The organism is Microbacterium sp. 05N427 (genome assembly GCF_056397105.1).
The window spans coordinates 38,795-62,003 of record NZ_JBFTMT010000010.1 but is presented as its reverse complement, the minus strand read 5'-3'; the positions used below and the strand labels follow the sequence as shown (position 1 = coordinate 62,003).

General features: G+C 70.6%; 18 protein-coding genes. 4 read left to right on the top strand and 14 right to left on the bottom strand.

The window, feature by feature from the left end:
* Nucleotides 1-31 precede the first annotated feature (31 nt).
* From AC1DG4_RS11200 to AC1DG4_RS11180, 5 genes are all read right to left on the bottom strand, one after another.
* On the bottom strand, nucleotides 32-886 hold the full coding sequence (locus AC1DG4_RS11200) for a helix-turn-helix domain-containing protein (RefSeq protein ID WP_477378171.1): 855 nt from the start codon (nucleotides 884-886) through the stop codon (nucleotides 32-34).
* Nucleotides 887-892: 6 nt separating this feature from the next.
* Nucleotides 893-1,321, bottom strand: coding sequence for a hypothetical protein (locus AC1DG4_RS11195; protein WP_477378169.1), 429 nt, complete (start codon nucleotides 1,319-1,321; stop codon nucleotides 893-895).
* On the bottom strand, nucleotides 1,318-1,920 hold the full coding sequence (locus AC1DG4_RS11190; protein WP_477378167.1) for a TetR/AcrR family transcriptional regulator: 603 nt from the start codon (nucleotides 1,918-1,920) through the stop codon (nucleotides 1,318-1,320). Before AC1DG4_RS11190 ends, AC1DG4_RS11195 begins: the two co-directional genes overlap by 4 nt.
* Nucleotides 1,921-2,071: 151 nt before the next feature.
* Entirely contained in the window at nucleotides 2,072-2,986 is a 915-nt protein-coding gene (locus AC1DG4_RS11185) for an NAD-dependent epimerase/dehydratase family protein (protein ID WP_477378165.1), read from the bottom strand.
* Complete coding sequence (locus AC1DG4_RS11180; RefSeq protein ID WP_477378163.1) at nucleotides 2,983-3,609, bottom strand: dihydrofolate reductase family protein; 627 nt, start codon at nucleotides 3,607-3,609, stop codon at nucleotides 2,983-2,985. Before AC1DG4_RS11180 ends, AC1DG4_RS11185 begins: the two co-directional genes overlap by 4 nt.
* A gap of 183 nt (nucleotides 3,610-3,792) precedes the next feature.
* Here AC1DG4_RS11180 and AC1DG4_RS11175 point away from each other — a divergent pair, with 183 nt between their 5' ends.
* Together AC1DG4_RS11175 and AC1DG4_RS11170 are read left to right on the top strand one after the other, a co-directional pair.
* Complete coding sequence (locus AC1DG4_RS11175) at nucleotides 3,793-5,106, top strand: hypothetical protein (RefSeq protein WP_477378161.1); 1,314 nt, start codon at nucleotides 3,793-3,795, stop codon at nucleotides 5,104-5,106.
* Nucleotides 5,107-5,294: 188 nt separating this feature from the next.
* Entirely contained in the window at nucleotides 5,295-6,638 is a 1,344-nt protein-coding gene (locus tag AC1DG4_RS11170; RefSeq protein ID WP_477378160.1) for an HNH endonuclease, read from the top strand.
* A 168-nt stretch (nucleotides 6,639-6,806) separates the two neighbouring features.
* Here AC1DG4_RS11170 and AC1DG4_RS11165 read toward each other — a convergent pair whose 3' ends face one another.
* The 3 genes from AC1DG4_RS11165 to AC1DG4_RS11155 all read right to left on the bottom strand — a co-directional run bounded on the left by AC1DG4_RS11165 (nucleotide 6,807) and on the right by AC1DG4_RS11155 (nucleotide 9,743).
* A complete protein-coding gene (locus AC1DG4_RS11165; protein ID WP_477378158.1) occupies nucleotides 6,807-7,907 on the bottom strand; it encodes an ABC transporter substrate-binding protein in 1,101 nt (366 codons plus the stop codon).
* A 70-nt stretch (nucleotides 7,908-7,977) separates the two neighbouring features.
* Complete coding sequence (locus tag AC1DG4_RS11160; protein WP_477378157.1) at nucleotides 7,978-8,892, bottom strand: ABC transporter permease; 915 nt, start codon at nucleotides 8,890-8,892, stop codon at nucleotides 7,978-7,980.
* A complete protein-coding gene (locus AC1DG4_RS11155) occupies nucleotides 8,889-9,743 on the bottom strand; it encodes an ABC transporter ATP-binding protein (RefSeq protein WP_477378155.1) in 855 nt (284 codons plus the stop codon). Before AC1DG4_RS11155 ends, AC1DG4_RS11160 begins: the two co-directional genes overlap by 4 nt.
* Before the next feature lie 161 nt (nucleotides 9,744-9,904).
* Here AC1DG4_RS11155 and AC1DG4_RS11150 point away from each other — a divergent pair, with 161 nt between their 5' ends.
* Both AC1DG4_RS11150 and AC1DG4_RS11145 read left to right on the top strand, forming a co-directional pair.
* Entirely contained in the window at nucleotides 9,905-11,644 is a 1,740-nt protein-coding gene (locus tag AC1DG4_RS11150; protein ID WP_477421239.1) for an ATP-binding protein, read from the top strand.
* Nucleotides 11,641-12,354 (top strand): response regulator, encoded by a 714-nt coding sequence (locus tag AC1DG4_RS11145; protein ID WP_477378151.1) that lies wholly within the window; start codon nucleotides 11,641-11,643, stop codon nucleotides 12,352-12,354. Before AC1DG4_RS11150 ends, AC1DG4_RS11145 begins: the two co-directional genes overlap by 4 nt.
* Nucleotides 12,355-12,494: 140 nt before the next feature.
* Here AC1DG4_RS11145 and AC1DG4_RS11140 read toward each other — a convergent pair whose 3' ends face one another.
* From AC1DG4_RS11140 to AC1DG4_RS11115, 6 genes are all read right to left on the bottom strand, one after another.
* On the bottom strand, nucleotides 12,495-14,414 hold the full coding sequence (locus tag AC1DG4_RS11140) for a S53 family peptidase (RefSeq protein ID WP_477378149.1): 1,920 nt from the start codon (nucleotides 14,412-14,414) through the stop codon (nucleotides 12,495-12,497).
* Nucleotides 14,415-14,582: 168 nt separating this feature from the next.
* Entirely contained in the window at nucleotides 14,583-15,647 is a 1,065-nt protein-coding gene (locus tag AC1DG4_RS11135; RefSeq protein ID WP_477378147.1) for a hypothetical protein, read from the bottom strand.
* Between the two features lie 283 nt (nucleotides 15,648-15,930).
* Nucleotides 15,931-16,374, bottom strand: coding sequence for a hypothetical protein (locus AC1DG4_RS11130; protein WP_477378145.1), 444 nt, complete (start codon nucleotides 16,372-16,374; stop codon nucleotides 15,931-15,933).
* The gene (locus tag AC1DG4_RS11125; protein ID WP_477378143.1) at nucleotides 16,371-16,841 is read right to left on the bottom strand and encodes a hypothetical protein; all 471 of its coding nucleotides are present in this window, start codon (nucleotides 16,839-16,841) and stop codon (nucleotides 16,371-16,373) included. Before AC1DG4_RS11125 ends, AC1DG4_RS11130 begins: the two co-directional genes overlap by 4 nt.
* 68 nt (nucleotides 16,842-16,909) lie before the next feature.
* Nucleotides 16,910-20,776, bottom strand: a complete 3,867-nt coding sequence (locus AC1DG4_RS11120; protein WP_477378141.1) for a LamG-like jellyroll fold domain-containing protein — start codon at nucleotides 20,774-20,776, stop codon at nucleotides 16,910-16,912.
* 55 nt (nucleotides 20,777-20,831) lie between these two features.
* Nucleotides 20,832-23,024 carry an alkaline phosphatase family protein gene (locus AC1DG4_RS11115; protein WP_477378139.1) on the bottom strand — a complete coding sequence of 731 codons (2,193 nt, stop codon included), beginning with the start codon at nucleotides 23,022-23,024 and terminating at the stop codon, nucleotides 20,832-20,834.
* Nucleotides 23,025-23,209 lie beyond the last annotated feature (185 nt).

Genomic DNA, 23,209 nt, shown 5'->3' with positions numbered 1-23,209 from the left:
GCCGCCGCTCGGCGTTCCGGCACCGGGCGGGCTACCGCGGGGCGAGGTCACCCCGCGGACCCACCGGCACCAAGCGACCGGCGAGGAACGGGCGATAGGACGCGGAGTGATCGTGCCCGCAGGCGCAGCGTTCCACGTCGCCGTGCAGCAGTTCCCGCGGTGTCTGGCCGGTCAGCCGCAGACACTCGCGACCGAGGTGCGCCTGATCCGCATAGCCGGCATCCACGGCGAGGCCCGCGATCCCGTCGCCGTCGCGACGGCCACTCGGGGCGGCTCCGGCCTGGGCGAGGGCGAGGAAGCCCTGGAACCGGAGAGTACGTTGCAGCACTTTGGGGCTGAGGCCGACGGCGCGCAGGGAACGTCGACGCAGCTGGCTCTCGGACAGCCCCACCCGCGCTGCCACCTCGCCGACGTCGACCGGGCGCCACGGCATGAGCGCCTCGACCGCGGCGCGGAGCAGCGGATCCGCCGGCCGACCCACCCGGAATCGCTGCAGCAGGAACGCCTCGAGCACGGGGATCGCGCGCTCGACCGCACCGGCGGTGGCGAGCTCGTCGAGGAGGCGCTCGGCCAGGGCACCCCACAGCTCGACGAGCGGAACGCTCCGGTCGACGAGATCCTCGAGCGGGACCGGCAGTGGCGGTGCGCCGCCCGGCCGGAATCGCACCCCGAGGATCGTCGTGCGCGGCGGGATGGCCTCGAGCCGGTACTCGGTGAGCGGACCCCTCAACCATGCGCCGCGGCCTGGCACCACGTGGAGCTCCACTCCGCCCGTCGGCAGGTGACGGTGAAGGTTAGGCCCCTCGCCCGTCCGCTGCACCCAGATCGTGCGCACCGCGCCGGCCAGCGCCGCGGTCGGCGCCTGCTCGCGGTACGTGTCGGCCATGCTCGCTCAGCCTGCTTTGGGGAACGCTGCCCGCGTCTGCCGACGATTCAGCAGCACGGCGATCGCAACGATGAGGATCCCGATCAGCCCCTGCTCCGCCTTCATCCAGAGGGGGTATCCCGAGTCCGGCGACACGATGATCAGGCCGATGCCGATCGGAGCGATGATCGAGATCCATCGCATCCGCGTGAAAGCTCGGCGACTGCCGCGCGAGGCCGCCGCGGTCACGGCGACGAACACGAGGCTCGCCGCGGCGACGACGGATCCGCGGAGCCACACCACCCAGTTCACGTCCGCCGGGTCGATGACAGAGAGAAGCGCGGCGACGGCCAGCGCGATCAGCGACACCGCGGCGCACAGCCACCAGAGCCGGCGCACCGTGTCCAAGGTGGGACGGACCGCCGCAAGACGGTCGGCGGTCAGGGACGAGGTCATGGTCTGACGCCTCCTTCCGGGCGCGTGGCCCGGTGATAGAGGGCGACGATCTCGTCGATCGCCGCCGCGGTGGCCGCCTCTTCCGACGGCATGGTCATGGCGAATGCGTCGATGGTCGCGCGGATGGAGCGCGCCATCACCAGGGGGTCGAAGGCCCGGAACTCGCCGGCACGCTGCCCCTGAGACAAGAGCACCGAGAGCAGCAGCGCCGAGGTGTCCTCGCGCAGATCGTTGTCCACCCGCGGTGCGTTACGGATGATCTCGATCACGGCTCGCGCGGCGAGCCGGTTGTCGGCCAGGAAACGCAGATTGGTGCGGACATACGCCGCGAGCTTTCCCGCCCAGGTGGGCTCGGCCTCCATGGCCGGGACCATGACGGCGGCGGCCTGCTGCACGACGTGCTCGACCAGCGCCGACATGAGCGCCGCCTTGTCGGCGAAGTGGTACGAGATCATCCGGGTGCTGCTGAGCTCCGCGACCTCCCGGATCCGGGCGAAGGACGCGCTCGCGAAGCCCTGCTCCGCGAGCACCCGCACCGTCGCGTCGATGATCTCGGCGCGGCGCTCCTGCGTGGTGCGATAGCTGCGGGTCGGTGTCATGTCTAGATATTTACTTACTCAAGTAACTTTGTCAACCGGGCGTGTGATCCGGATCCGGGCGCCACGACGTTCAGGTCGCGATTCCGGCTCCAAGATTCGACGTACAGAGCAGTTCTTGCGACCTGCGTGGCCGGAGTGCAACCTGAACGGCTCAGCGCGAGTTCGTGCGGCGCCAGCCGACGTAGTGCGACACGGCGCCGGGCAGATCGAATGCCGGCTCGAAGCCGGTCTCCGTGCGCAGCCGGGTGATGTCCAAGTACGGCGCATCGCCCGCCTCTCCCTCCCCCGAGGCGGGCTCGACCACGGATCCGGGCAGCGCGGCGTTCAGCGCCTCGGCCAGCGCGCCGACGGTGAACGGAACCCCGCTCGACACGTTGTAGGCGGTGTGCGCGAGTGAGGGCACGGTCATGAGCAGGGCGATCGCCCGGCCCGTGTCCGGCGCATAGCCGAAGTCGCCGCCACCTGCGGGCAGAGCACGAGGGCGCTCCCCGCGCAGCGCCGCGCTCACGGTCGCCGGGATCGGGTTGAACGGCGACTCCGGGTCCATCAGCGGCCCCCAGGTGCTGCCGATCCGCAGCAGCACCGGCTGCACGCCCGTGCCCGCGAGGGAGAACATCGTCAGCGGCTCGACCGCCTTCTTGAAGGCGGCGATCGGGTGCGGGGGAACGGAGAGCGGCAGGGCGAGATCCTCGGTCCACGGCCGCTCGTCCCGTCCCTCGTAAGAACTGATGCTGCCTGCCACGGCGAACCGGCTGACCTTCCACAGCCGCGCGGCCTCGAGCGCCGTGAGCAGCGCGGCCGTGTCCCTTCGGAAGTACGGAATCGGATCCGGCTCGGGGATGCTGCCGGCGAGATGCACGATGCCGCCGATGTCGTGCCGCTCGCCGATGGCGAGGAACGCCGCCCGGTCGGCGACGTCCACGGTCTCGACGGCGACCCGGCCGGCGAGGAACGACGGCGCCTGCGTGCGCCGGTGCGCGGTCACCACCACCTCCTCGCCGAGCTCGGCCAGTGCCGAGGCGGTGTGCGCTCCGATCATGCCGAGTCCGCCGGTGACCAGGATCATCGCGCATCCCCCTGCTTTGCGGCCCGTGCGGCGTGATCGACGAGGTAGTGCAGATGCGTGACGTCGGGCGCGGATACGACCTCGTGGATCCGCAGCGCGATGTGCTGCGGGAGCTCGTGGAAGAAGCGCCGCCCGGCGCCGAGCAGCACGGGCACCTGATGAAGGATGAGCTCGTCGACGAGCCCGGCCTTGAGGGCCTCGGTGACGAGGACGCCGCCCATGAGCCCCACATCCTTGCCGTCGGCGAGGCGCTTGGCCGTGTCGACCGCATCGGCGAGGCCCGTGCTGACGATGGTCTGGCGCTCGTTCGCTGCGGGGAACGCGGTGTGCGACAGGACCACGAGCGGCGCGGTCGGGTGCGGCGCTCCACCGGCGAAGTCGTCGGAGTCGGAGTAGGTGGTGTGCCCCGCCAGGCTCGCCCCGACGCGCGATGCGAGCGCGTCGAAGACCTTCGCGCTGGGCGCGGACAGCTGGAAGCCGGCGAAGACCGCGCTCGCCACGTCACCGCTCCCGTACCAGTCGAACAGCACGCCGCCGTCGCCGAGCCCGCGTCCGGCACGCGGATCCCTGCCCGTGATGAAGCCGTCGACGGAGACGGACAGACCGCAGATGACCTTGCTCATGATCGAACCTCCTGTTCGTGGGTGATCCCGACGGTACGGAAGGGCACGGGCCCGGCGATTGAACAGAACGCGCATCGGCCGGCACGCCGGCGACGCTCAGCCGTGCCGCGCTCACTCCCGACGCGGGACTCCCGCTAGTCTCATCCTGGGATATCGGTCTGGGGACTCGACGAAGGAACACAGATGAGAGTCGCCTCGAAGCGAACCCCCACGGCCGATCGGCTCCGGACGTCCGCCGCCCCGCGTGTCGGCCTGCCCGCCCTGGCCCTGATCGCGTGCGCGACGCTCATCGTCCCATCCGCGGCGAGCGCCGACGATGCCGCCCCTCTACTGTTCGCGACGAACGCGCCGGCGCACGACAACACGATCCGTCCGCTCATGCCGATCAGCGACCTCGCGATCGTCGGCGGCCAGCTGTACACGGGGTACGGCGACTACGGCCTGAACACGGGGCCGACCGAGATCATGTCCTACGACCTCGCCACCGGCGCGGCGACGGATCGCTTCACCCTCAACGGGGAGGCCGTGGATCACTTCCGCACCTTCGACGGCGATCTCTACGCCCCCGACATCGATCCGAAGCTCGCGTGGGATGCGAACGTCGGCTACGCCACCGGCTCCGGCGGAGCCTGGCACTACGTGTTCGGGACGCCGTTCGAGCACGTGTTCGACGTCGCCAAGATCGGCAGCACCCTCTTCCTCGCCGGCCAGATGCTCAATCCGGACAAGGCGAAGTACGGTCCCGCGAACGAGCTCGCCGTGATCAAGAAGTCCACGGACGGCGGAGCGACCTGGACGATCGAGAAGGCGCGCGACTCGGGCAGCGCGGCCATCGGCTACGACCGCTACTACCAGCTGACGGTCGCCGGCGACACGCTCTACGCCCAGGCGACACTCGACAGCGGCGTGGTCCAGCCGGTCGATGTGTGGAGGGCGGGCAGCTGGACCACGTTCGCGCAAGGCGGCGGGGTCACCTTCACCGGGAGGGACGTCCCCGGCGTGCTCGGCGGGACCCGCTTCGACGGCGCGAGGACGATCGTGTTCAACGGCAGCCTCGTGCAGGGCGGCTCCCGGTTCGCGCTCAGCGGCTCGGGCTACGGCGTCTGGGTGCAGGCGCAGAGTGCGCGGCCGTCGGGGAAGTACGCGCCGACCTACGTCCCCATGCCGGGCCAGGTCGTCGATCTCACTCAGGACGGCGGCGTCCTGTATGCGCTGAGCCAGAACTCGTCCGGCACCACGTCGTTCATCTCCTCGTCGACCGACGGGGTGACGTGGCAGACCAGGGCGAACTTCCAGAACCCGCTCGGCGAGCCTTTCGCGCACGGGACGACGACGATCCAGAACCCGGTGAGCTCGTTCTCCCTCGCCGTGAACGGATCCGATGCGTATGTCGGCACATCCGAGTCCACGGTCTACCGCGTGGCTCTGGGCGGATCCGCCGCGCCGTCGACTCCCGCGCCGACGACCCCGCCGCCGCCAGGCAAGAAGAACAAGTAGTGCGCACAGACGGCGACGCGACACCATCGCGGGGCGACGCCGGCAGAATCGCTCCGCCGAGTGTGCGCATCGGGCCCCGTCCAACGGGAGGATCCGATCGATCCCGTCAGGACTTTCCCGGGTCTCGCGCCGGACCACCCTGTGGATAACTTTCGAAGCTATCTCCGAAATTCGGTAAACTTGGGGGCATGAGCAGCACACTCGATCCACTCCTGGAGGCGACCCGCGTCCTCCAGGACGCGTGGGGTGCCGCTCGGACTTCTGCGGACCTGAGCCGCGCGCAGATGCTGGCCGTCAACGAAGCCCTCGGTCTGGTGAAGCGGGTCTCCGAGGGCCTGCACTCCGAGGTCGGCAGCAGGATCTCCTACGAGTCCCGCGCCGAGCTCGGCCCGCAATCGCTCGCCAAGCAGCAGGGCTTCCGCAATGCGGCGCAGCTCATCGCTACCACGACCGGTGCTTCCACGGGAGAGGCCGCACGACTCGTGAAGGTCGGAGAGGCGATCGCTCCGCGGACGAACCTCCTCGGGGAGGCGCGCCCCTCGCGGTTCCCGCTGGTGCAGGCCGCGGTGCACGACGGGCGGCTGAGCGCGGCCTCGGCCGGTGCGATCATCACGTTCCTGGAGAAGATCCGTCTCGCGATCGGCGCGACGCGGGTGGCGGACGCCGAGCGGACCCTCATCGAGCGGGCGCCCGGGCTTTCCCACGACGGCGTCCGCACCATGATCACGCGCCTGGAGGCGCAGCTCGATCCCGACGGCGTCGCCCCTCGTGAAGACGAGTTGCGCGCCAGGGCCTCGCTGTCGATGTTCGAGCGCGACGGGATGCTCCACATCAACGCGACTCTCGACCCCGCGCGGGGCGCCCCGGTCAAGGCCGCGATCCAGGGCTTCGTCTCGGCCGAGTTCGCCGCCAAGCGGGACAGGCGCGACCCATCCGCTCCCGAGGCGGACCGGCGCTCCGTGACCGCCATCCAGGCCGACGCGCTCGTGCACCTCGCCGAGCACACGCTGACCTGCGAGAGCACCGCGTCCCTCAACGGCGCGAGCGTCGTCGTGCGCATCGGGCTCGACGACCTCAGGAACGGCACCGGTCACGGCCTCATCGACGGCATCGAGCAGCCGGTCAGTGCTACGACAGTACGGAGGATGGCCGCGGGCGGTGGCGTCATCCCGTGGGTGTGCGGCGGGAAGGGCGAGGTCCTCGACTGGGGACGGAAGCAGCGCTTCTTCACCTCGGCGCAACGACTCGCGCTCGCCGAACGCGACGGCGGATGCGCGTTCTGCGGATTGCCGCCCGGGATGACGAAAGCCCACCACATCGAGTGGTGGGCCCGAGATCATGGCGGCACCGATCTGGACAACGGGGTGCTGCTCTGCGAGACCTGTCATCACCTCATCCACGACAACGGGTGGGACATCCGCATCGACGGCATCGGAGTGAGGGCGAAGGTCTGGTTCCTGCCGCCTCCGTCGACGGATCCGCTCCGCACGCCCCGGCTCGGCGGAAGAGCCCGCACCGAAGTGCTCGTCTGACGCACGACCGGCACGAGGATGGCGGGCGCCCGTGGGGAGCGCCCGCCATCCTCGTGCGTGCAGGGATCGGCCCTTCGTCTCGCTGCGCTCGCTCAGGCACCGACCCATCGTCTGCGCTCGCTCAGGGACCGACCCGTCGTCCGCGCTCGCTCAGGGAGCGGATCCGGATCAGCCGTCGGATCCGGCCGGGGTCGTCGTCACCTTGGTGCCGGCGTCCTTGTTGGCCTTCTGCGCGTAGTCGTTCGTGAAGGTCTTGGAAAGGTCGACCTTCGAGGTGTCCAGGCCCAGCTGCTTCTCCATGTCGAGCACGGTCTTGGGCCCGCCGGCGGGCATGATGCCGTCGGGCAGGAACTGGCCCTTGTCCGTGGTGAGACCGGCGATGTACTGGTCCTTCGTGATCGTGGAGTTGTTCACGTACTCGGCAGGCAGCTTGTTCGCGATGTCGGCGGCGGAGTGCTCGTCGATCCAGTGCATGGTCGCGACCAGCGCGTTCACGACGCGCTGCGTGGCGTCCTTGTGCTTACTGACGTACGAGGCGTTGCCGATCAGGCCGGCCGCCGGCCATGCCCCGCCGAGCGCCTTCTGCGCGCCCTCGGTGGTGGCGAGGTCGACGACGGTGTCAGCGACCTTCTGCGAGGTGAGCGCGGTCACGGTCGGCTGCGTCGTCATGGCGCAGTCCGCGGAGCCCTGCTTGAGCGCGGCGATCGCGGTCGCGCCGGCGTGCACGGCGACGGTCTGGTAGTCGCTCGTGGACAGCCCGCCCTTGTGCGCGATGAACTGGGTGAGCTTGTCGGTGCCGGAACCCAGGTCGGTGACGCCCATGTTCTTGCCCTTGATGTCGGACGGGCTCTTCACGCCGCTCTTATCGGTGCACATCAGGCGCTCACCGGGGGCGCCGGACAGCTGCACGACATCGATGACCTCCTTGCCCTTGGGCTGCAGCTCGATCGTGTGGTTGTACCAGGCGCCGGCGAAGTCGACCTGGCCGGAGATCATCGCGTCCTCGGCGCCGACGCCGCCGTTCTGCTCCGTGGAGAGCTCGACGTTCACGCCGAACTTCTTGTAGAAGCCGAGCTGATCGGCGAGCTTGTACGGCAGGTAGATCTGCTTGTCGATGCCGCCGACCATGATCTTCACAGTCTCTGGGGTGGAGCCGCTCGCTCCGGCGGTGCTGGATCCGGAGGATCCGGATGCTCCGGAGCTGCAGGCTGCGAGGCCGAGCATCAGTGCTCCGGCCGTCGCGACGGCGACGATGCCGCGCTTGTTCATGTGGGTTTCCTTTCGTTGCGCCGATCGGGTCGGCGTTCCTGGTGAGGAGGGATTTCGAGGGAGGGAGAGCTCAGATCGACGACGCCTCTGACCGCGTCGGCGGGCGCCAGCGCAGCACCTGCTTCTCGAGCATCGAGATGAGGTATTCCGCGACGAGGGTGAACACGGCGATGATGACCATGCACGCGAACACCGTGTTCGGGTCGAAGGATCCCTGCGCCTGGCTGATGATGAGGCCGATGCCGCGCTGCGCACCGAGCACCTCGGCGACCAGCGCGCCGATGATGGCGAAGCCGAACGCCGTGTGCAGGCTCGCGATGATCCACGTCATCGCGGACGGGATCGTGACGTGACGGGCGACCTGCAGGGGCGATGCGCCCAGCACCCGCACGTTCGAGACGAGGTTCGGATCCACCTCCCGCACGCCCTGGAAGGCGTTGAAGAAGACGGCGAAGAACACCAGCACCGCGGCGAGGAGCACCTTGGCCGGCATCCCGAGACCGAACGCGACGATGAAGATCGAGCCGAGCACGATGCGCGGGATCGCGTTGATGATCTTGATATACGGACCGCACACCTCTGCGAGATACCGGTTGCTGCCGAGCAGGATGCCGACGACCATGCCCGCGAGCGTGCCGACCGCGAAGCCGAGCAGCGCTTCCTGCACCGTGACCCAGAGGTTCTCCCAGATGGATCCGAAGGCCGTGCCCACGGTGAACAGGTGCACGAGGCTGTCCCACACCGCGGTGGGCTGGCCGAAGAAGAACTTGTCCACCCAGCCCATGGCGGTGAACAGCTGCCAGCCGCCGAAGACGACCACGGCGACGCCGATGCGGCCGACCCACACCCAGACGGTGTGACGGCGGCGGGCGCGGCGGCCGGCTGCCTGAAGCTCAGCCTCGCTCTGCTCCGGCCCGTTCAGCGTGCTCACGTAAGGGCGTCCCGTGGCGTCCGCGGCCGACAGGCGGACGGTCGCGGCGGTCATGCTGCCACCGCCGCGGTCTGCGCGTAGGCCCGGTCGACCTCTTCGCGCAACGATTCCCAGATCTGACCCTGCAGCTCGAGGAAGCGCCCCTCGTGCCGGATCTGCTGCACGTCGCCGCGCGGACGGGGCAGGTCGATCTCGAACACGTCCTTCACGGTTCCGGGGCTCGAGGTCATGATGACCACCCGGTCGGCGAGGGCGACCGCCTCGTCGAGATCGTGCGTGATGAAGAGCACGGAGGGCCGCAGCTCCTCCCAGAGGTGCAGCAGCTCGGTCTGCATGATCGCCTTGGTCTGCACGTCGAGAGCGCCGAAGGGCTCGTCCATGAGCAGGATCCGCGGCCGGTTGATGAGCGCTGCCGCCATCGCGACGCGCTTGCGCATGCCGCCGGAGAGCTGGTGCGGGTACCGGTCCTCGAAGCCGGCAAGGCCCACACGGCGCAGCCAGTCCAGCGCCAGCACCGTGGCCTGCTTCTTCGGCGTGCCGGTGAGGACGGGGCCGACCATGACGTTGCTCAGCACGGTCTTCCAGGGGAACAACGAGTCCGCCTGGAACATGTAGCTGACGCCCTGCGTGATGCCGTCGACGATGCGTCCTCCGACGCTCACGGATCCGGCGCTCGGGCGCTCCAGCCCCGAGACCTGCGCGAGCGTGGTCGACTTGCCGCAGCCCGTCGGTCCGACGATCGCGCAGAACTGTCCCGGCTCGACGCTCAGCGTCACGTCGCGGATCGCGGTGAAGGTCTGCCCCTTCGGCGTCAGGAAGCGCTTCGTCAGCCCGACGATGTCGATGCGGGCGGCTTCGCCCGTCGTGTCGGCGACGGATCCTGCCGTCACTCGTGAGTCACCCATGTCGAGACCTCTCTGTCCTGCGGTGGTGTGGGATCGATGTTCCCGGTCGGCGGGATCGCTGTCTCGCTTGCGCGCATTGCCCGTCGTTGTGGGCGTTCCCGCACCTTTTGGGCGTTCTGCGCAGGGCCGCCGCACGGCTCGCAGTGAGAGAATCCGGTGTGATGCGACGACGGATCCGAAGACTGTCGTGCCTGATCCTGCTGGCTCAGGTCGCGATCCTCAGCGCCTCCCTGCTGATCGGGTTCGTGCTGTTCGCGGTCACCGCGCGCGCCAACCTCACCAGCGACTACCAGGACCGGGCGGCCGACATCGCGCAGACCTTCGCCGAGATGCCGGCCGTGCAGAGCTGCCTCTCCTCAGGCGGGTCCGCCTGCGACGGCGACGTGCAGCAGCTCGCCTCGGCGACCGAGAAGCGCACCGGCGCCGCCTACGTCGTGGTCATCGACATGAACCGGGTGCGGCATTCGCATCCGAACCCCGCCCTGATCGGGAAGAAGGTCTCGGAGGACGTCGTCGCACGCGACGGCAGGGTGCATCGGGCCACCGACACCGGATCGACCGGCACGACCGCGAACGCCCGCGTGCCGGTGTTCGAGGGCACCTCGGACACGGTCATCGGCGAGGTGTCGGTCGGAATCAGGGAGTCGAGCGTCGCCGCCGAGCTGCTCGGCCAGCTGCCCATCTACGCGACCTGGATCGTGCTGGCGTTCGCGATCGGCACCGCGGTCTCCTTCGGGCTGGCGGCCGTGCTCAAGCGCCGCACGTTCGGGCTCGAGCTCGACGAGATCGCCCGCCTCCTGCAGGAGCGCGAGGCGACCCTGCACGGGATCCGCGAGGGCGTCATCGCGATCGACCCCGCAGGCCGGATCACGGTCGTGAACGACGAGGCCCAGCGACTGCTGAACCTGCCGGAGGGCGCCCGCGGACGGCGCCTCGACGACGTGCTCGTCGCGAGCCCGATCCGCGACGCCCTCACCGGAACGACCGAGGTGAAGGACGCGATCGCCGTGACCGACGGGGGCGTGCTCGTGCTCAACCGCATGCCGGTCACGCTCGCCGGGCGACCGCACGGTGCGGTGCTCACCCTGCAGGACCGCACGGAGGTGACCGGGCTCACCCAGGAGCTCGACGGCGAGCGCAGCTTCGCCGAATCGATCCGCGCCCAGCAGCACGAGTTCTCCAACCGGATGCACGCGGTCGCGGGGCTGCTCGAACTGGGCCGCACGGACGAGGCGCTGCAGTATCTGAACGAGATCCGCGGCACCTCGGCCGACCTCGACCGCACCCTGCGCACGCACGTGGGGGCGCCCATGATCGTCGGCCTACTGCTCGGCAAGGCCGCGGAGGCGAACGAGCGCGGCATCGACCTCGTGATCGCACCGGAGACGGACCTCGGATCCGCGCCCGACCGATTGCAGGCACTCGTCACGATCCTCGGCAACCTCATCGACAACGCTTTCGACGCGCTGTCCGACTCCCCCGCCCTGCGCCGGGTGACCGTCGCGATCGTCGAGGCCCCGGAATCCGTGACGGTGCGCGTCGCCGACAACGGACCCGGCGTGCCCGACGACTCGGTGCCGCGCATCTTCGAGAGCGGCTACACGACCAAGCGCGGGTCGCGATTCCTGAGCGCGCGCAGCGGGACGAAGGGCGCCCGGCACAGCGGGCTCGGACTGTCGCTCGTGCACACGACCGCGAGCAGGCTCGGCGGCACGGTCACCGTCGCGAGCGATGGCGGGGCCGCGTTCACCGTGGTGATCCCGCGCTCCGGCGGCGCCGCGGCTGCTTCAGCCCCTGTGCTCGTCGAAGGGTCCGGTGGCGCCACGGCCAGTCCGGTCCCTGAGTTCGTCGAAGGGTCCGACCCCGCGCGCATCGCCCCGAGGCAGGGAGGCTCCCGATGACCGATCCGGACTTCAAGGTGCTCGTCGTCGACGACGACTTCCGTGTGGCGAGCGTGCATGTCGGCTTCGTCGAGGCCGTGCCCGGCTTCCGCGTGGTCGGTCAGGCCGGATCCGCCGCCGAGGCGCTGCGGCAGGCCAGGGACCTGCGGCCGGATCTGGTGCTCATGGATGTGTACCTGCCCGACGGCGATGGGCTCGAAGTGGTGCGCCAGCTGCTCGCGGATCCGGATCCTTCGTCGGGCTCCGGCGCGGCCCCCGCGGTGATCGTGATCTCGGCCGCGAACGACCTGGCCACGGTGCGCCGGGCGGTGCAGCTCGGCGCGCTGCACTACCTGGTGAAGCCGTTCGGCTTCGCGGAGCTCGCCGAGCGGCTCACGGCGTACCGGCACGCGCAGGAGCGGATCGCCGCGCTCGGCGACGCGGCCACGCAGGACGACGTGAACCGCCTGTTCGATCTGCTCCGCCCGACCTCGGCTCCCCCGACCGAGGCGGGGCGCCGGCTCGCGCCGACCCTGCAGGCCGTGCTCGACGCCGTGACGGCCCAGCGCGCGGATGTGTCGGCGCAGGAGATCGCATCGACCATCGGGATCAGCCGCACCACCGCGCAGCGCGCGCTCACCCAGCTGGAGCAGTCAGGCCTGGTCCGCCTCGAACTGCGCTACGGCAGCACCGGACGCCCCGAGCACCGCTACGCGGCCCGGCGGCGCTGAGCCGGCTGGCCTTGGAGCGCCCTTCGTCTCGCTTCGCTCGCTCAGGGACCGGGCCCGCTTCGCTCGTTCAGGGACCGGAGCTGGCCGGTCCCTGAGCGAGGAGCGCAGCGACGAGACGAAGGGCGCCCCGCCCCCAGCGGCTACTGCACCCAGGCGGCGCGGGCGCTGCCCCAGCCGGTCTCGGTGTCCCAGCCCGTTGCGACGGACTGCGTCGTCGTGGCGCCGTTGAACGTGCGCACCGAGTAGGCATAGCCGCCCGAGGCGTCGAGGCCGTTCGCGAAGTCGACGCGGATCGCGCCCTTGTCGATACCCGCGCCCGTCACGTCGTGGAAGCCCTGGCCGTGGGTGCCGTAGATCGTCGGGTTCAGCAGGCCGAAGCCACCGCCGTTCGCCTGGATCTTCAGCGCCGTGATGCCGGCGAACAGCGGAGACGCGAGGCTCGTGCCGCCGATGCGGTACGTGTCGTACGCGGCTGTGCCGGTGAACGTCTGGGTCTGGCCCACGAGCATGCCCGTGGTGGGATCCCCGTCCATCGAGACATCCGGAACCGCGCGGCCGCCGTTGGGGCTGACGATCCCCGCATCCTTCTGGTACTGCGGTTCGGCGATGTTCGACGAGTAGCCGCCGCCTCCGCCGTACAGGAATGCGTCGCTCTGGGTCCACGCGCCGTTCTTGAGCACGTACTTGGACGTCTGCCACCCGGTCTCGCCCGTGAGGCCCTGATCGGTGATCGCGGTCGAGGTGCCGCCGACGGCCGTGACGTACGGGTCGGACGCGGGGTAGTCGGTCTGCGCCGTGCCGAGGCGAGCCGCCTCATCGCCGTCGTCGCCGCTGGAGAAGACGTAGCTGATGCCCTGAGCGGCGCCCTGCAGGAACGCCGTCTGGTACGCGAGCAGCAGCGACGGCTTCACGACGTCGCCCGCCCCGCCCCAGGAGTTCGTGACGATGTTCGCGACGTTCTCGTCGTTGATGCGCGTGAACGTGTCGAGCAGGTCCGGATCCATGCAGCTCTTGCCCGCGTAATAGCGGATGTTCGCACCGGGGGCCATGGCGTGCACGGCCTCCACGTCCAGCGTCTCCTCGCCGTACCACCCGGCCATGCCGCACTGGTGGTTCGACTTATTGCTGTTGACGTTGGTGTACGCGTTCGGCACGTTCTGCGAGAACTGCCCCGCGGCGAACGGCTTGTCGCCCGTATCGGTCGCGTACCTGTTCGCGTCGGCCTCGACGGTCGGCGAGGCGTAGGCGTCGGTGATCGCGACCGTCACGCCGGTGCCGTCCAACCCGCCGGTGAGCCCGGCCTCGTAAGCGTTCCGCAGCTGCGGCCCGGTGTACCCGCAGGGCGAGTACGGAAGCGCCGTGCCGTCGAACGCCGGGAGCGTCGTGCCGTCGGGCGTCGCGAGGTTCGCCGGCGTCGCGGATCCGTAGGTCTTGCCGCAGATCGGCGAGTTGCGGAATCCACCGTCCGGCGGGGCCGGCTTCTGCGTCTTCGGCTCCACGAACGCCGGAGTGGTGTCGAGCCCGTCGACCGCGATGACAGCGCCGGCGAGCGCTCCGGGGGAGGTCGCGGCGCCGTCCGGCGCCTGCACGGTGAGTCCGTCGTGCGTGTAGTTCGAGATCGTGACGCCGAACGCCTTGTTCGCGTTGCCCACGCCGCCCTTGACATCCACGTAGCGGTGGTTCGGATCGACCGTGGTCTTCAGCCCCGCGCCCTGCAGCCACGACGTGACCGCATCGACGGTCGACGGTGAGGCGTCGAAGGTCGCATGGTACTGATCAGCCGAGAGAAAGTGCCGGTACTGCGTGGATCCGGGTGTCGAGACCGCGGTCGCGAGCGCCGCCAGGGCATCCATGCCGCCGGCAGGCGCAAGGTACACGCGGGCGCTCACCGCCCCGTTCGCCGCTCCACCCTTGGTCGCGTGGCCGAGCCAGCCCGGTGTCGAGTTCGGGATCGGGCTCTTGGGCGGCGGGGCCGCGCTCGCGGCACCTGCTCCGGCGAAGGTGGTGGCTGCGACGGTGGCGACGACCGCGAGGGTGACGCCGAGGACTTTTCTACGCATCCGGGATCTCCAGACATCAGGTTCGGTCGTCGGCGGTCGCCGGTGACCGAGGCGATGCTATTCCCGTGCGCGGGGGCGACGCGAGAGCCTCAGACCTCCTGGACGTCGGCTCACAGCGCACGCATCGGGTTCTCCCAGCCCACGCATTCCCGCCGTTCGAGACTCGGGTCAGGGGCAGATGAGGCGCACGTAGCCTGGGCCTCCGTCGATGTTCGCGGTGGGGCTTCCTGCGGGACCGCCGTTGCCGGCGGAAAGGACGCTGCTCACCGCGACTCCGGGGCCGCCGACGAAGTTCGATCCGGCCCCGCCGTTGCCACCGACGTTCGCGTAGTCGCCGAGGCGCTCTGTGGCTCCGCCGGATCCACCGCCCGCGTATCCGCCACCGCCGGCCCCCTGGTAGTTGGTCCCAGGTCTCGAGTCTGCGCCGTTCCCGCCACCGTTCGAGCCGGTCCCGAATCCGCCTCCGGTTGTGCCGGAGGCGGTGGCTGTGAAGTTTCCCGTCGTGCTGGCAGGTCCCGCCGCGCCCCCGGTGGGGCCGTTCGCCGCGCCTCCGCCGTTGACGGTGAATACGTTTCCCGCACTGGTCGTGACCGAGACCAATGCCCCATCGGTCGGGTTGGGCCCCGCGGAGCCGGCACCGGTTGATGACCCAGCAAGATATGGCACTGTTCCTTCGCCGAAGCCCGCGCCACCACCCCCGCCCGCGACCACGAGCGGAGTCGCCCCGAGAAGGATCGCTGATCCCGCACCGCCACCCGAAGCGGGCCCGTGCCAGACGCCGCCCACGTTGGTGGCGTTTCCACCATTACCGAAGCCCTTGCCGCCCAGTCCTTGCTTGTCCACTCCTTGCCCGCCGCCACCGACGATCAGCGTGAGGATCTGGCCGGGAGTGACGGCCAGCGCGCCGGAGATAAGAGCGCCAGACCCGCCCGGGCCGGCAGTTCCCTGCGCGTTCAGGAAGTCGGCACCTCCTCCGCCGCCGGCGATCTCGAAGTTGAGCGTCGTGCGACCGGCGGGGACCGTGTAGGTGTACGTGCCGACGGACGTGTATGTCGCCCCGACGCAGGGGGTCCCGGACGCGGCGTGCGCCGGCACCGCGGCGGCGGCAGCCAGCACGGGGAGGGACCACACCGCCCCTTTCACGATCGTCCGGCGCTGGACGGACCGACTCGGCGATCCTCCCGGATGGCTTGCCGACTTCTCCTGCAGCTTGCTCGTCTTCGACTCGTCCATGGACTCCCCTTCGCTCACAGCGTCGTCTCCGTCCCGCCGGCTTCGGCCGCGGGGCGAGAGAGCGCGTCAAGGGCCATGAAATCGGTCGGAACGTCGCCATCACGTGGTGAAACCGAAATCAGAGAGCTATCCGTCGTGACTGAGAGAGAAAGCCGTCGCCGCGACCGCACGGGGGGGGCATCGAGACGCAGCACGAGCCAGGGCCAAGGGGCATTGATCGGATTCGGAGTCGGCCCGCGGGCGGATCCCCCCGCCGACGCATTCCCGCCGTTCGAGACTCGGGTCAGGGGGCGGCGACGTCGATCGTGAGATCGCTGCGGATCGCGCCGACGGCGACCCTGATCGTGACCCGGCCCGCCCCCTCCGTGTGCAGCCCGAGCGAGCTCGCCACGCCGTCGGCATCGGTCGCGGAAGTCTCGAATCCCCCCGGATACGTCGCCGGCCCCGAGACCACCTCGAACGTCGCGTCGCGAGTCGCGAGGGGTGCGCCGTCGTCGGTGGCCCGGATGACGAGCCGCACCTCGTCGCCGAGGGGCACGGCGCCCTCCGGGGAGACGACGCGGATCGCCGGGCCGCGCTGTGCGGCGTCGGCGGACGACGAGGCGGAGGGCTTCGCCCCTCCTGGAGCGCTCGCCGTGCATCCGGTGAGCATGGCCGGCAGGAGCACCGCCAACAGCGCGACGGCGCTTGTCGCCGCGCGGCGGCCACCCGCCCCCGGCCGCGTCACGCCTGCACCAGGGTGATCACGAAGGTCCGGCTCACCGGCCCCACATGCACCAGCACCGGGAACGTGCCCGCGGCGAGCGCCACGATCGGCAGGATCAGGGTCCCGTCCGTGTCGATCGAGGCGGAGGCTAAGGCGCCCTGCAGCAGGACGGACTCGTCCCACGACGCGATCCCGCCGGCGTTCACCAGCTCCGCCGTGCCGTCGGCGGGGATCGGGCCGGAGCCTGCGACCTGGAAGATCAGCGGCGCGGTGTCCCCCGCCGCCGAGAACGGGTAGGTCTGCGCGTCGTCGACCGCGCCGAGGAGGTCGACCGTGATCGCGGCCGAGGCCGAGGCCCGCGGCAGCGCGACCGCTGCCGCGATCACCGGAACCGACCAGGCGCCGGCGACGAGAGCCCGCCGCCGGGTCCATCCGCGGTCGCTCCGAGGCGCTCCTTCGTCGTCCATCGCCGTGCGGTGGGTTGTCATGGTGCTGCCTCCTGCGTGGGTGTCTCCGCGGCGTCGGGTGCGCGGCGGGCGGGATCCGGAGTCCGCGTTCATCGCGCGGCCGGGTAGGACGTCGGGATCGTGGCCATGCCGGATCCGCTCGTCAGGGTGACCGTCGCGGTACCCGCCGGGATCGCGGCCAGCATCGTGCTGAATCCGTAGGACACGGTCGCCCCCGGCGCGACCGCCGGATACGTCCTGGTGCCGTACTTGGTGGCGATCTTCACGTCGGTCGCGGCGGATCCGGTGTTCGTCACCGCGACCGTGAGCACGACCTTGCCCGAGACCACCGACGGGGTGACCTTCACATCGGCGGTCAGGGTCGACACGGGGTCGACCACCGTGATCAGGGGCAGCGTCGCGGTGCGATCGCGGAACGCCGCGGTGATCGTGACCGTTCCCGCTGTCGCGGCGGTGGCGCTCGGTGCGACCGCGATACCGGCGGCGTTGCTGGAGACGGTCGCCGTGGTCGCTCCCCCGGCGAACGCGCCGCCCGAGATCGTGAACACCACGTCGGCCCCGGAGACCCCATTGCCGGACGCGTCGACCACCTTCGCGCCGAGGCCGGTGATGGCCTCGCCGCGCAGCACAGTCTTCGCGGTGCCGAGCGGCTGCACGTCCTGCCCCGCATCGGCGCCGGTCGCGGCGAGCGTCAGGCCCGAGATCGGTCCGCTCACCCCCTGATCCGTGGCGCGGTACTCGACGAGCGCGGCCGCTGTGCCCGGCACCGCGAACGGTGCGGAATAGGCCTGCCAGGCGCCGCCGTCGACGCGGTACTCGATGCCTGACGATGCCGCCGGGACCGTGTGCAGCGTGACCGTGCGGGCATCGGCGCTCGCGACCACCGCGGGCAGCGACGACGGATCCGGAGCCGCTTTGCCGAGCGCGAACGAGGCGACCACGGCGCGGTGATTGCTCGCCCAGGCGTTGCGGAGTACGGCGGTCGGCGACGGCCAGCCGGCGACGACCGTGTTCGCCCCGAGCACGGTCAGCGCCGAGCCGGCGTAGTGCACGGTGTCGATCCGGTCCTGCGGCTCATCGGCGCCGGACGGCGTCTCCACGACGAGCGGCGACCAGGTGTCGCCGGGGTCGGCGGCCGCATCAGGGTTCGCGGTGCGATAGGCGTCCGCCAGGCCGGCCTGCTGCAGGCGGGCGGGCACGGGCCAGTCCACCGCGCCCACGCCGCAGTGCGCGTCGGCCGTGGCGGCGGTCCAGTCCGCACCCGAGGGCGACTCCAGATCCGAGAGGACGACGACCGGGGTGGCCGCAGAGGTCTCCGTCGCGATGGCCGACGCGAGCGCGTCGACCTGGGCGTAGCGGGTGCTGCCGCGCTCCGCGGCGACGAGCGCCGCCGGGTCGGTCACCCTGTCCAGGCACGCCGCCTCTGGACCGTAGCCGGTGCGATCCAGACCCATGGTCCACACCCGCACCTTGCGCCCCAGCACATCCACGGTGGCGCCGAAGCCGGGCTGCTCTCCGACGACGGTGCGCGCGCTGAGCGGGTGGGGCGAGAGCAGCCCGACGCCGCCGGGCCCCTCGAGCGCGTTCCAGCCGAGCGCCTTCGCGAGCGCGGTCGCTGCGGTGCCGCCGTCCTGCTGCACGCCGATCACGTCGAAGCCGTTCTCGGCGATCACGGCGAGGTTCTTCAGCGCGGCGTCGTTGACGTGCCCGCCGGCGTCCCAGAGGTTCCAGGTGACCGCGTCGAAGGGCGCGGCGGCATCGGCCGCGATCACGGGGACCTCGACCTCGATGCGGGCCGTGGTCGTGCCGTCCGTGGCCTCGATCGTGAGGTAGCCCGGATCGGCCGGCGCCGTCGTCGGCGCCGTGCCGGTCACGACGCCCTGCGCGTCGACGCTCAGCCAGCTGTCCCCCTCGACCTTCGTGTACGAGGTCACGGATCCGCCGTTCCAGAGGCCGGCGACGGTCTGCGAGACCGCACCGCCGGCACGCACGGAGGGGGCGCGCAGCACGCCGGACACGAAGCCGCGCGCGAGTGTGGATCCGTCCGTCACGACGTCGCCGGAGTGCGTGGCCATGTAGTCGTTCTGGATCTGCGCGGCGGAGATCGCCTGGTCGTAGAAGTCGAACGTGTCGATCGCCGCGTTCACGAAGCCGTCTCCGTCGTCGAGCAGCGAGCCCTCCGCCCCGACGCGGAACGGATAGCCGCTGACCAGGGAGAAGCCGGAGCCGAGGCTCGTGCTCTGCGCGGTCTGCTCGCCGTCCACGAACGTGGTCATCGTGCTCGCGGAGCGGTCGACCACCACGGCGACGTGGTGCCAGGATCCGATGACGGACGTGCGGCTCGCGTCCGCGAGGTAGTTCTGCGTCGTCGAGGTGCCGTTCTGCCCGAAGCATCCGCGCAGGACGCCGGGGCTGCCCGCCGTGTTGTAGAGCGTCGCACCCCGGTTGTAGCAGTGCCGGAAGTCCTGGTTCGAGACGATCGGCGAGTCGGAGCTCGACGAGGCCTCCTTGAGCCAGAACGCGTAGGAGAAGCTGCCGGAGCCGTCGGTGTGGCCCGGCACGAGCGGCAGCGAGAAGAAGTTCACGCCGCGCGTGCTGCCGTCCGGCGCGTTGACGTACGCCGCCTTGCCGGTGGTGCCGGCGACGTAGGACGGGGATCCTGACCAGCTCGCGTCGTTGCCGCGTCCCGAGGAGTCGGGGATCGCGGCGCCGTCACCCGTCTCGAAGTCGTAGGAGGCGAATGGGGCGACGGCGTCGCCCGGCGCCCGCAGTCGGCTCCAGATCGCGGAGAGGGTGACGGTCGTGTTCGCACGCACGGTGAGGTCGGCGACCGACTGCCCATCGGCGTAGACGACCTGGCCCTTCGCGCTCAGCGCCCATCCCTGGAACTGGTAGCCGGGGCGGATGAACGCGTTGGCCGGGAGTGCCGCCGACTTCCCGATCGTGAAGGTCTGCGCCGCCAGGTCTCCCGAGGTCGCACCGTTGCCGTCGAAGGCGACCGTGTAGCTGCCGGTGTCTGGCTTGAGCGTCGAGTAGTCGTCGGCGACCTGCGCGGACGGAAGCACCGCGTTGTAGAACCGCAGGTCGTCGATCGCGGCGTTCACGTAGCCGTCGCTGACGTCCTTCTCGCTGCCGCTGAAGCCGCCGATGTTGAACGCGAATCCGCTCTTCAGGTTCGTGGACGCGGTCACTTCACCGGCGGCCGAACGCTTGGTCTCGACCCCGTCGGTGTAGACGATGATGACGTTCGCGGTGCGGTCGACCGTGACGGCCACGTGGTGCCAGGATCCGGCGATGTTCGGCGACGCCCCGTTGAGGTAGCGCTTCGTTCCGCCCGCCGTGGTGCCCCAGCACGCCTGCAGCACGCCCTGCGTGGTCTGGTTGTAGAGCGTGAGACCCGCGTTGTTGCACGAGTCGAAGTCCTGGTTGCTCATGAGCGTGCCGTAGGACGTGCGGCTCTGCTCGGACATCCAGAACTCGTAGGAGAAGCTCCCGGATCCGTCGGTCTTCCCGGCGACCAGCGGCAGCTTCACGTAGTTCGTGCCGAGGCCGATCGTCGCCGCGGATCCCGAGATGCCGGGGCGGTAGCCCGGGGATCCGACCCAGGTCGCGTCGTTGCCGTTGCCCGAGACGTCCTTCACCGCCGACCCGCTGTCGGCGTCGAAGGTGTATGCCGCGACCGGCGAGATCGCTCCCGGAACGGCGATCCGAGGGGCCGGTGCGGCGGGCGCGGGCGTCGTGGGTGCCGGCGTCGACGTCGGCTCCGGCGCGGGATCCGCGCGGGGCGACGACGACGGCTCCGGGGACGGAGCGGGCGTCGGCGCGGACGTGGACGACGGCGCGGGGGTCGGATCCGCAACCGCCGCGGGCGTCGCCGCGAACGTCGAGACGACGACGGCGGCGCCCGCGAGGGCGGCGAGGGCGAGGCGGCTCAGACGCCGGCGCGGGTGGGGCATGCGGGACTCCATCGGATCGGGTGCGAGCGTTCGTCGGGTTCGGGAGGGCCGGCGGTCAGGCCGGCAGCTGAGCCACACGCCCGGCGTAGCGGTGGCGCCAGCCGGTGTTCGTGTCGGCGGTGACGACCACGTCGTAATAGCCCTCGGCCGTGGGCCAGGTCACCTTCTGGGTCGCGCCGGGCTTGACCCAGATGCGCTGCGCGGTGCCGGCGTGATCGTTCGGCGTGAGCGCGTAGTGCACGCTCTGACGGCCGTCGTTGTGCAGCGCGATCTCGACGGTCGGCGTCTCGCCGGAGACGAGATCGACGTCGATGCGGGGAACCGCTCCGCCGTTCTGGCCCGCGGGCAGGATCGTGCCGGCGTGCGCGCGGACGAACCCGTCCGGTCCGTACACCGAGAACGCGTACCGTCCGTCCTGCGCGGTGGCGTCCCAGACGTGGGTCGCGGGCTTCGTTCCCGAGACCGTGTACGGGGTGTTCGCGAAGGGCAAGTACTTGTCCGGGAACGCCTGCAGGCTCAGCGCCTTGCCCGCAGGACCCCCGACGACGCTGAGCTGCACGCTGACCTTGCCCGTCTTGCGGTCCTCCACGAAGACGCCGTGCGGGTGGTACGACAGCGGCCGGTGCTTGAGCGGCGTGCTCGACCACTTGTCCGCGGGCGGCACCTGGGTGCCGATCGTGCCGCCCGCCCGCGCGATCTGCACCAGGGCGTCGGTGTCGGGAAGAGACGGGATGTCGATCACGGGGTGCGCGAAGTCCATCGCGCTCGTGAGGTCGCCGCTGATCCCGCGGCGCCATGCGGTGATCGTGGTCGACACCGCGGGAGTGCCGATCGCGGTGGTCCACGTCTCGAGGAAACGGATCAGCGAGGTGTGGTCGAAGGTCTCGGTGCCGACCCAGCCGCCGCGCGTCCACGGCGAGACGAGGATGGTCGGGATGCGGGCGCCGTACCCGATCGGGGTGGATCCGTTGTACTCGCCCGGGGTGCCCGGCTCGGCGAACGGCGGCAGCACGTGGTCGAAGTAGCCGTCGTTCTCGTCGAACGTCATGATGAGCAGGGTGCTCTTCCAGATGTCGGGGTTGCTCTGCAGCGTCTGGATCACCCGGTTCGAGAAGTGCGCGCCGTGCTCGGGGTTCGCCGAGGGGTGCTCCGACCAGCTGTACGGCGCGACGATCCAGGACACCTGCGGGAGCGGGTACTGCGCGCCGGGCTTGCAGGCCGCGATGAAGTCCTTCAACACGCCGTTCAGGTTGGCGTCGCTGTCGTTGTTGGTCACGCCGGTCGAGGCGTAGGGCGCGGAACCCGCCCGCCACACCAGCCCCGTGCCGGCCGCGTTCTTGGTCGCGTCGGCACGGTTCGCGGCGTCCTGCGCGGACGAGCCGGACGTCGTGAAGGTGTTGAAGCCGCGGATCGGGTTGTCCGTGTAGTCGCCGACCCAGCTGGATCCGTTGTTCGTGTTGTCCACGTAGATCCGCCACGAGACTCCCGCGGCCTGCAACGCCTCGGGATAGGTCTGCCAGGTGCGGTTGCCGTTGGACTCGCCGCCGTTGTCGACGACGCCGCCCGAGGTGCCGGTCCACGCGTAGAGCCGGTTCGGCGTGGTCGGCCCCATGACCGAGCAGTGCCAGTTGTCGCAGATCGTGTAGGCGCTCGCGAGCGAGTACTGCCAGGGGATCTCCTCGCCGGAGACGTAGTGCATGGTGTTGGCGCCCTTGGCGCCGATCCAGTTGTTGTAGCGTCCGCCGGCCCACGCGGACGTGCCGCCGGAGTACGAGTGGTCAAGGCCCGTGGTCGTGCCGGCGACGGTGGTCACCCGGCTGGGCTTGACGAAGGAGGATCCCTGCGGCTGGGAGAAGACGTCGGTGCCGTTCTGGAACCGGAGGGCCTGCTTGTCGTCGAAGCCGCGCACTCCGGGCAGCGCGCCGTAGTAGTGGTCGAAGGAGCGGTTCTCCTGCATGAGGACCACGACGTGCTTGATGTCGGTGATGTCGCCCGAGAAGCCCTCCGGCAGGGCGTAGACCCTGGGCGCACCGGCGGCGGCCGCTCCCGTGCCCGCTCCGCCGGCGGCCGAGGCGGAGGAGGCCGCCGCCCCCGCGCCGAAGCCGGCGCCCACGGCGGCGGCGCCGCCCAGCAGGCCGAGGGCGCGCAGCATGCCGCGACGGCTCATGCCGCTGCGCAGCACCTCGTCGGGGACCGTTCGCGTGCGCTCGTAGGGATCCGGGCTGAACGGGACGGGCTCGCTGGACATGGACGCTCCTCGGGACGACGGGGCACCCGGAGGCGGGCGCCGACATCGAGGAGAGCAAGCCGAGGGGAACGGCGGGTGAACGCGGGAGGACGAGCCGGTGGCATCGGCCCTGTGCACCCCGGATCCGGCCGCCGAGCGTGCACACTGGGCTGTTTCCCGCGGTTCCCGCCGGTCGTTGAGCGAGC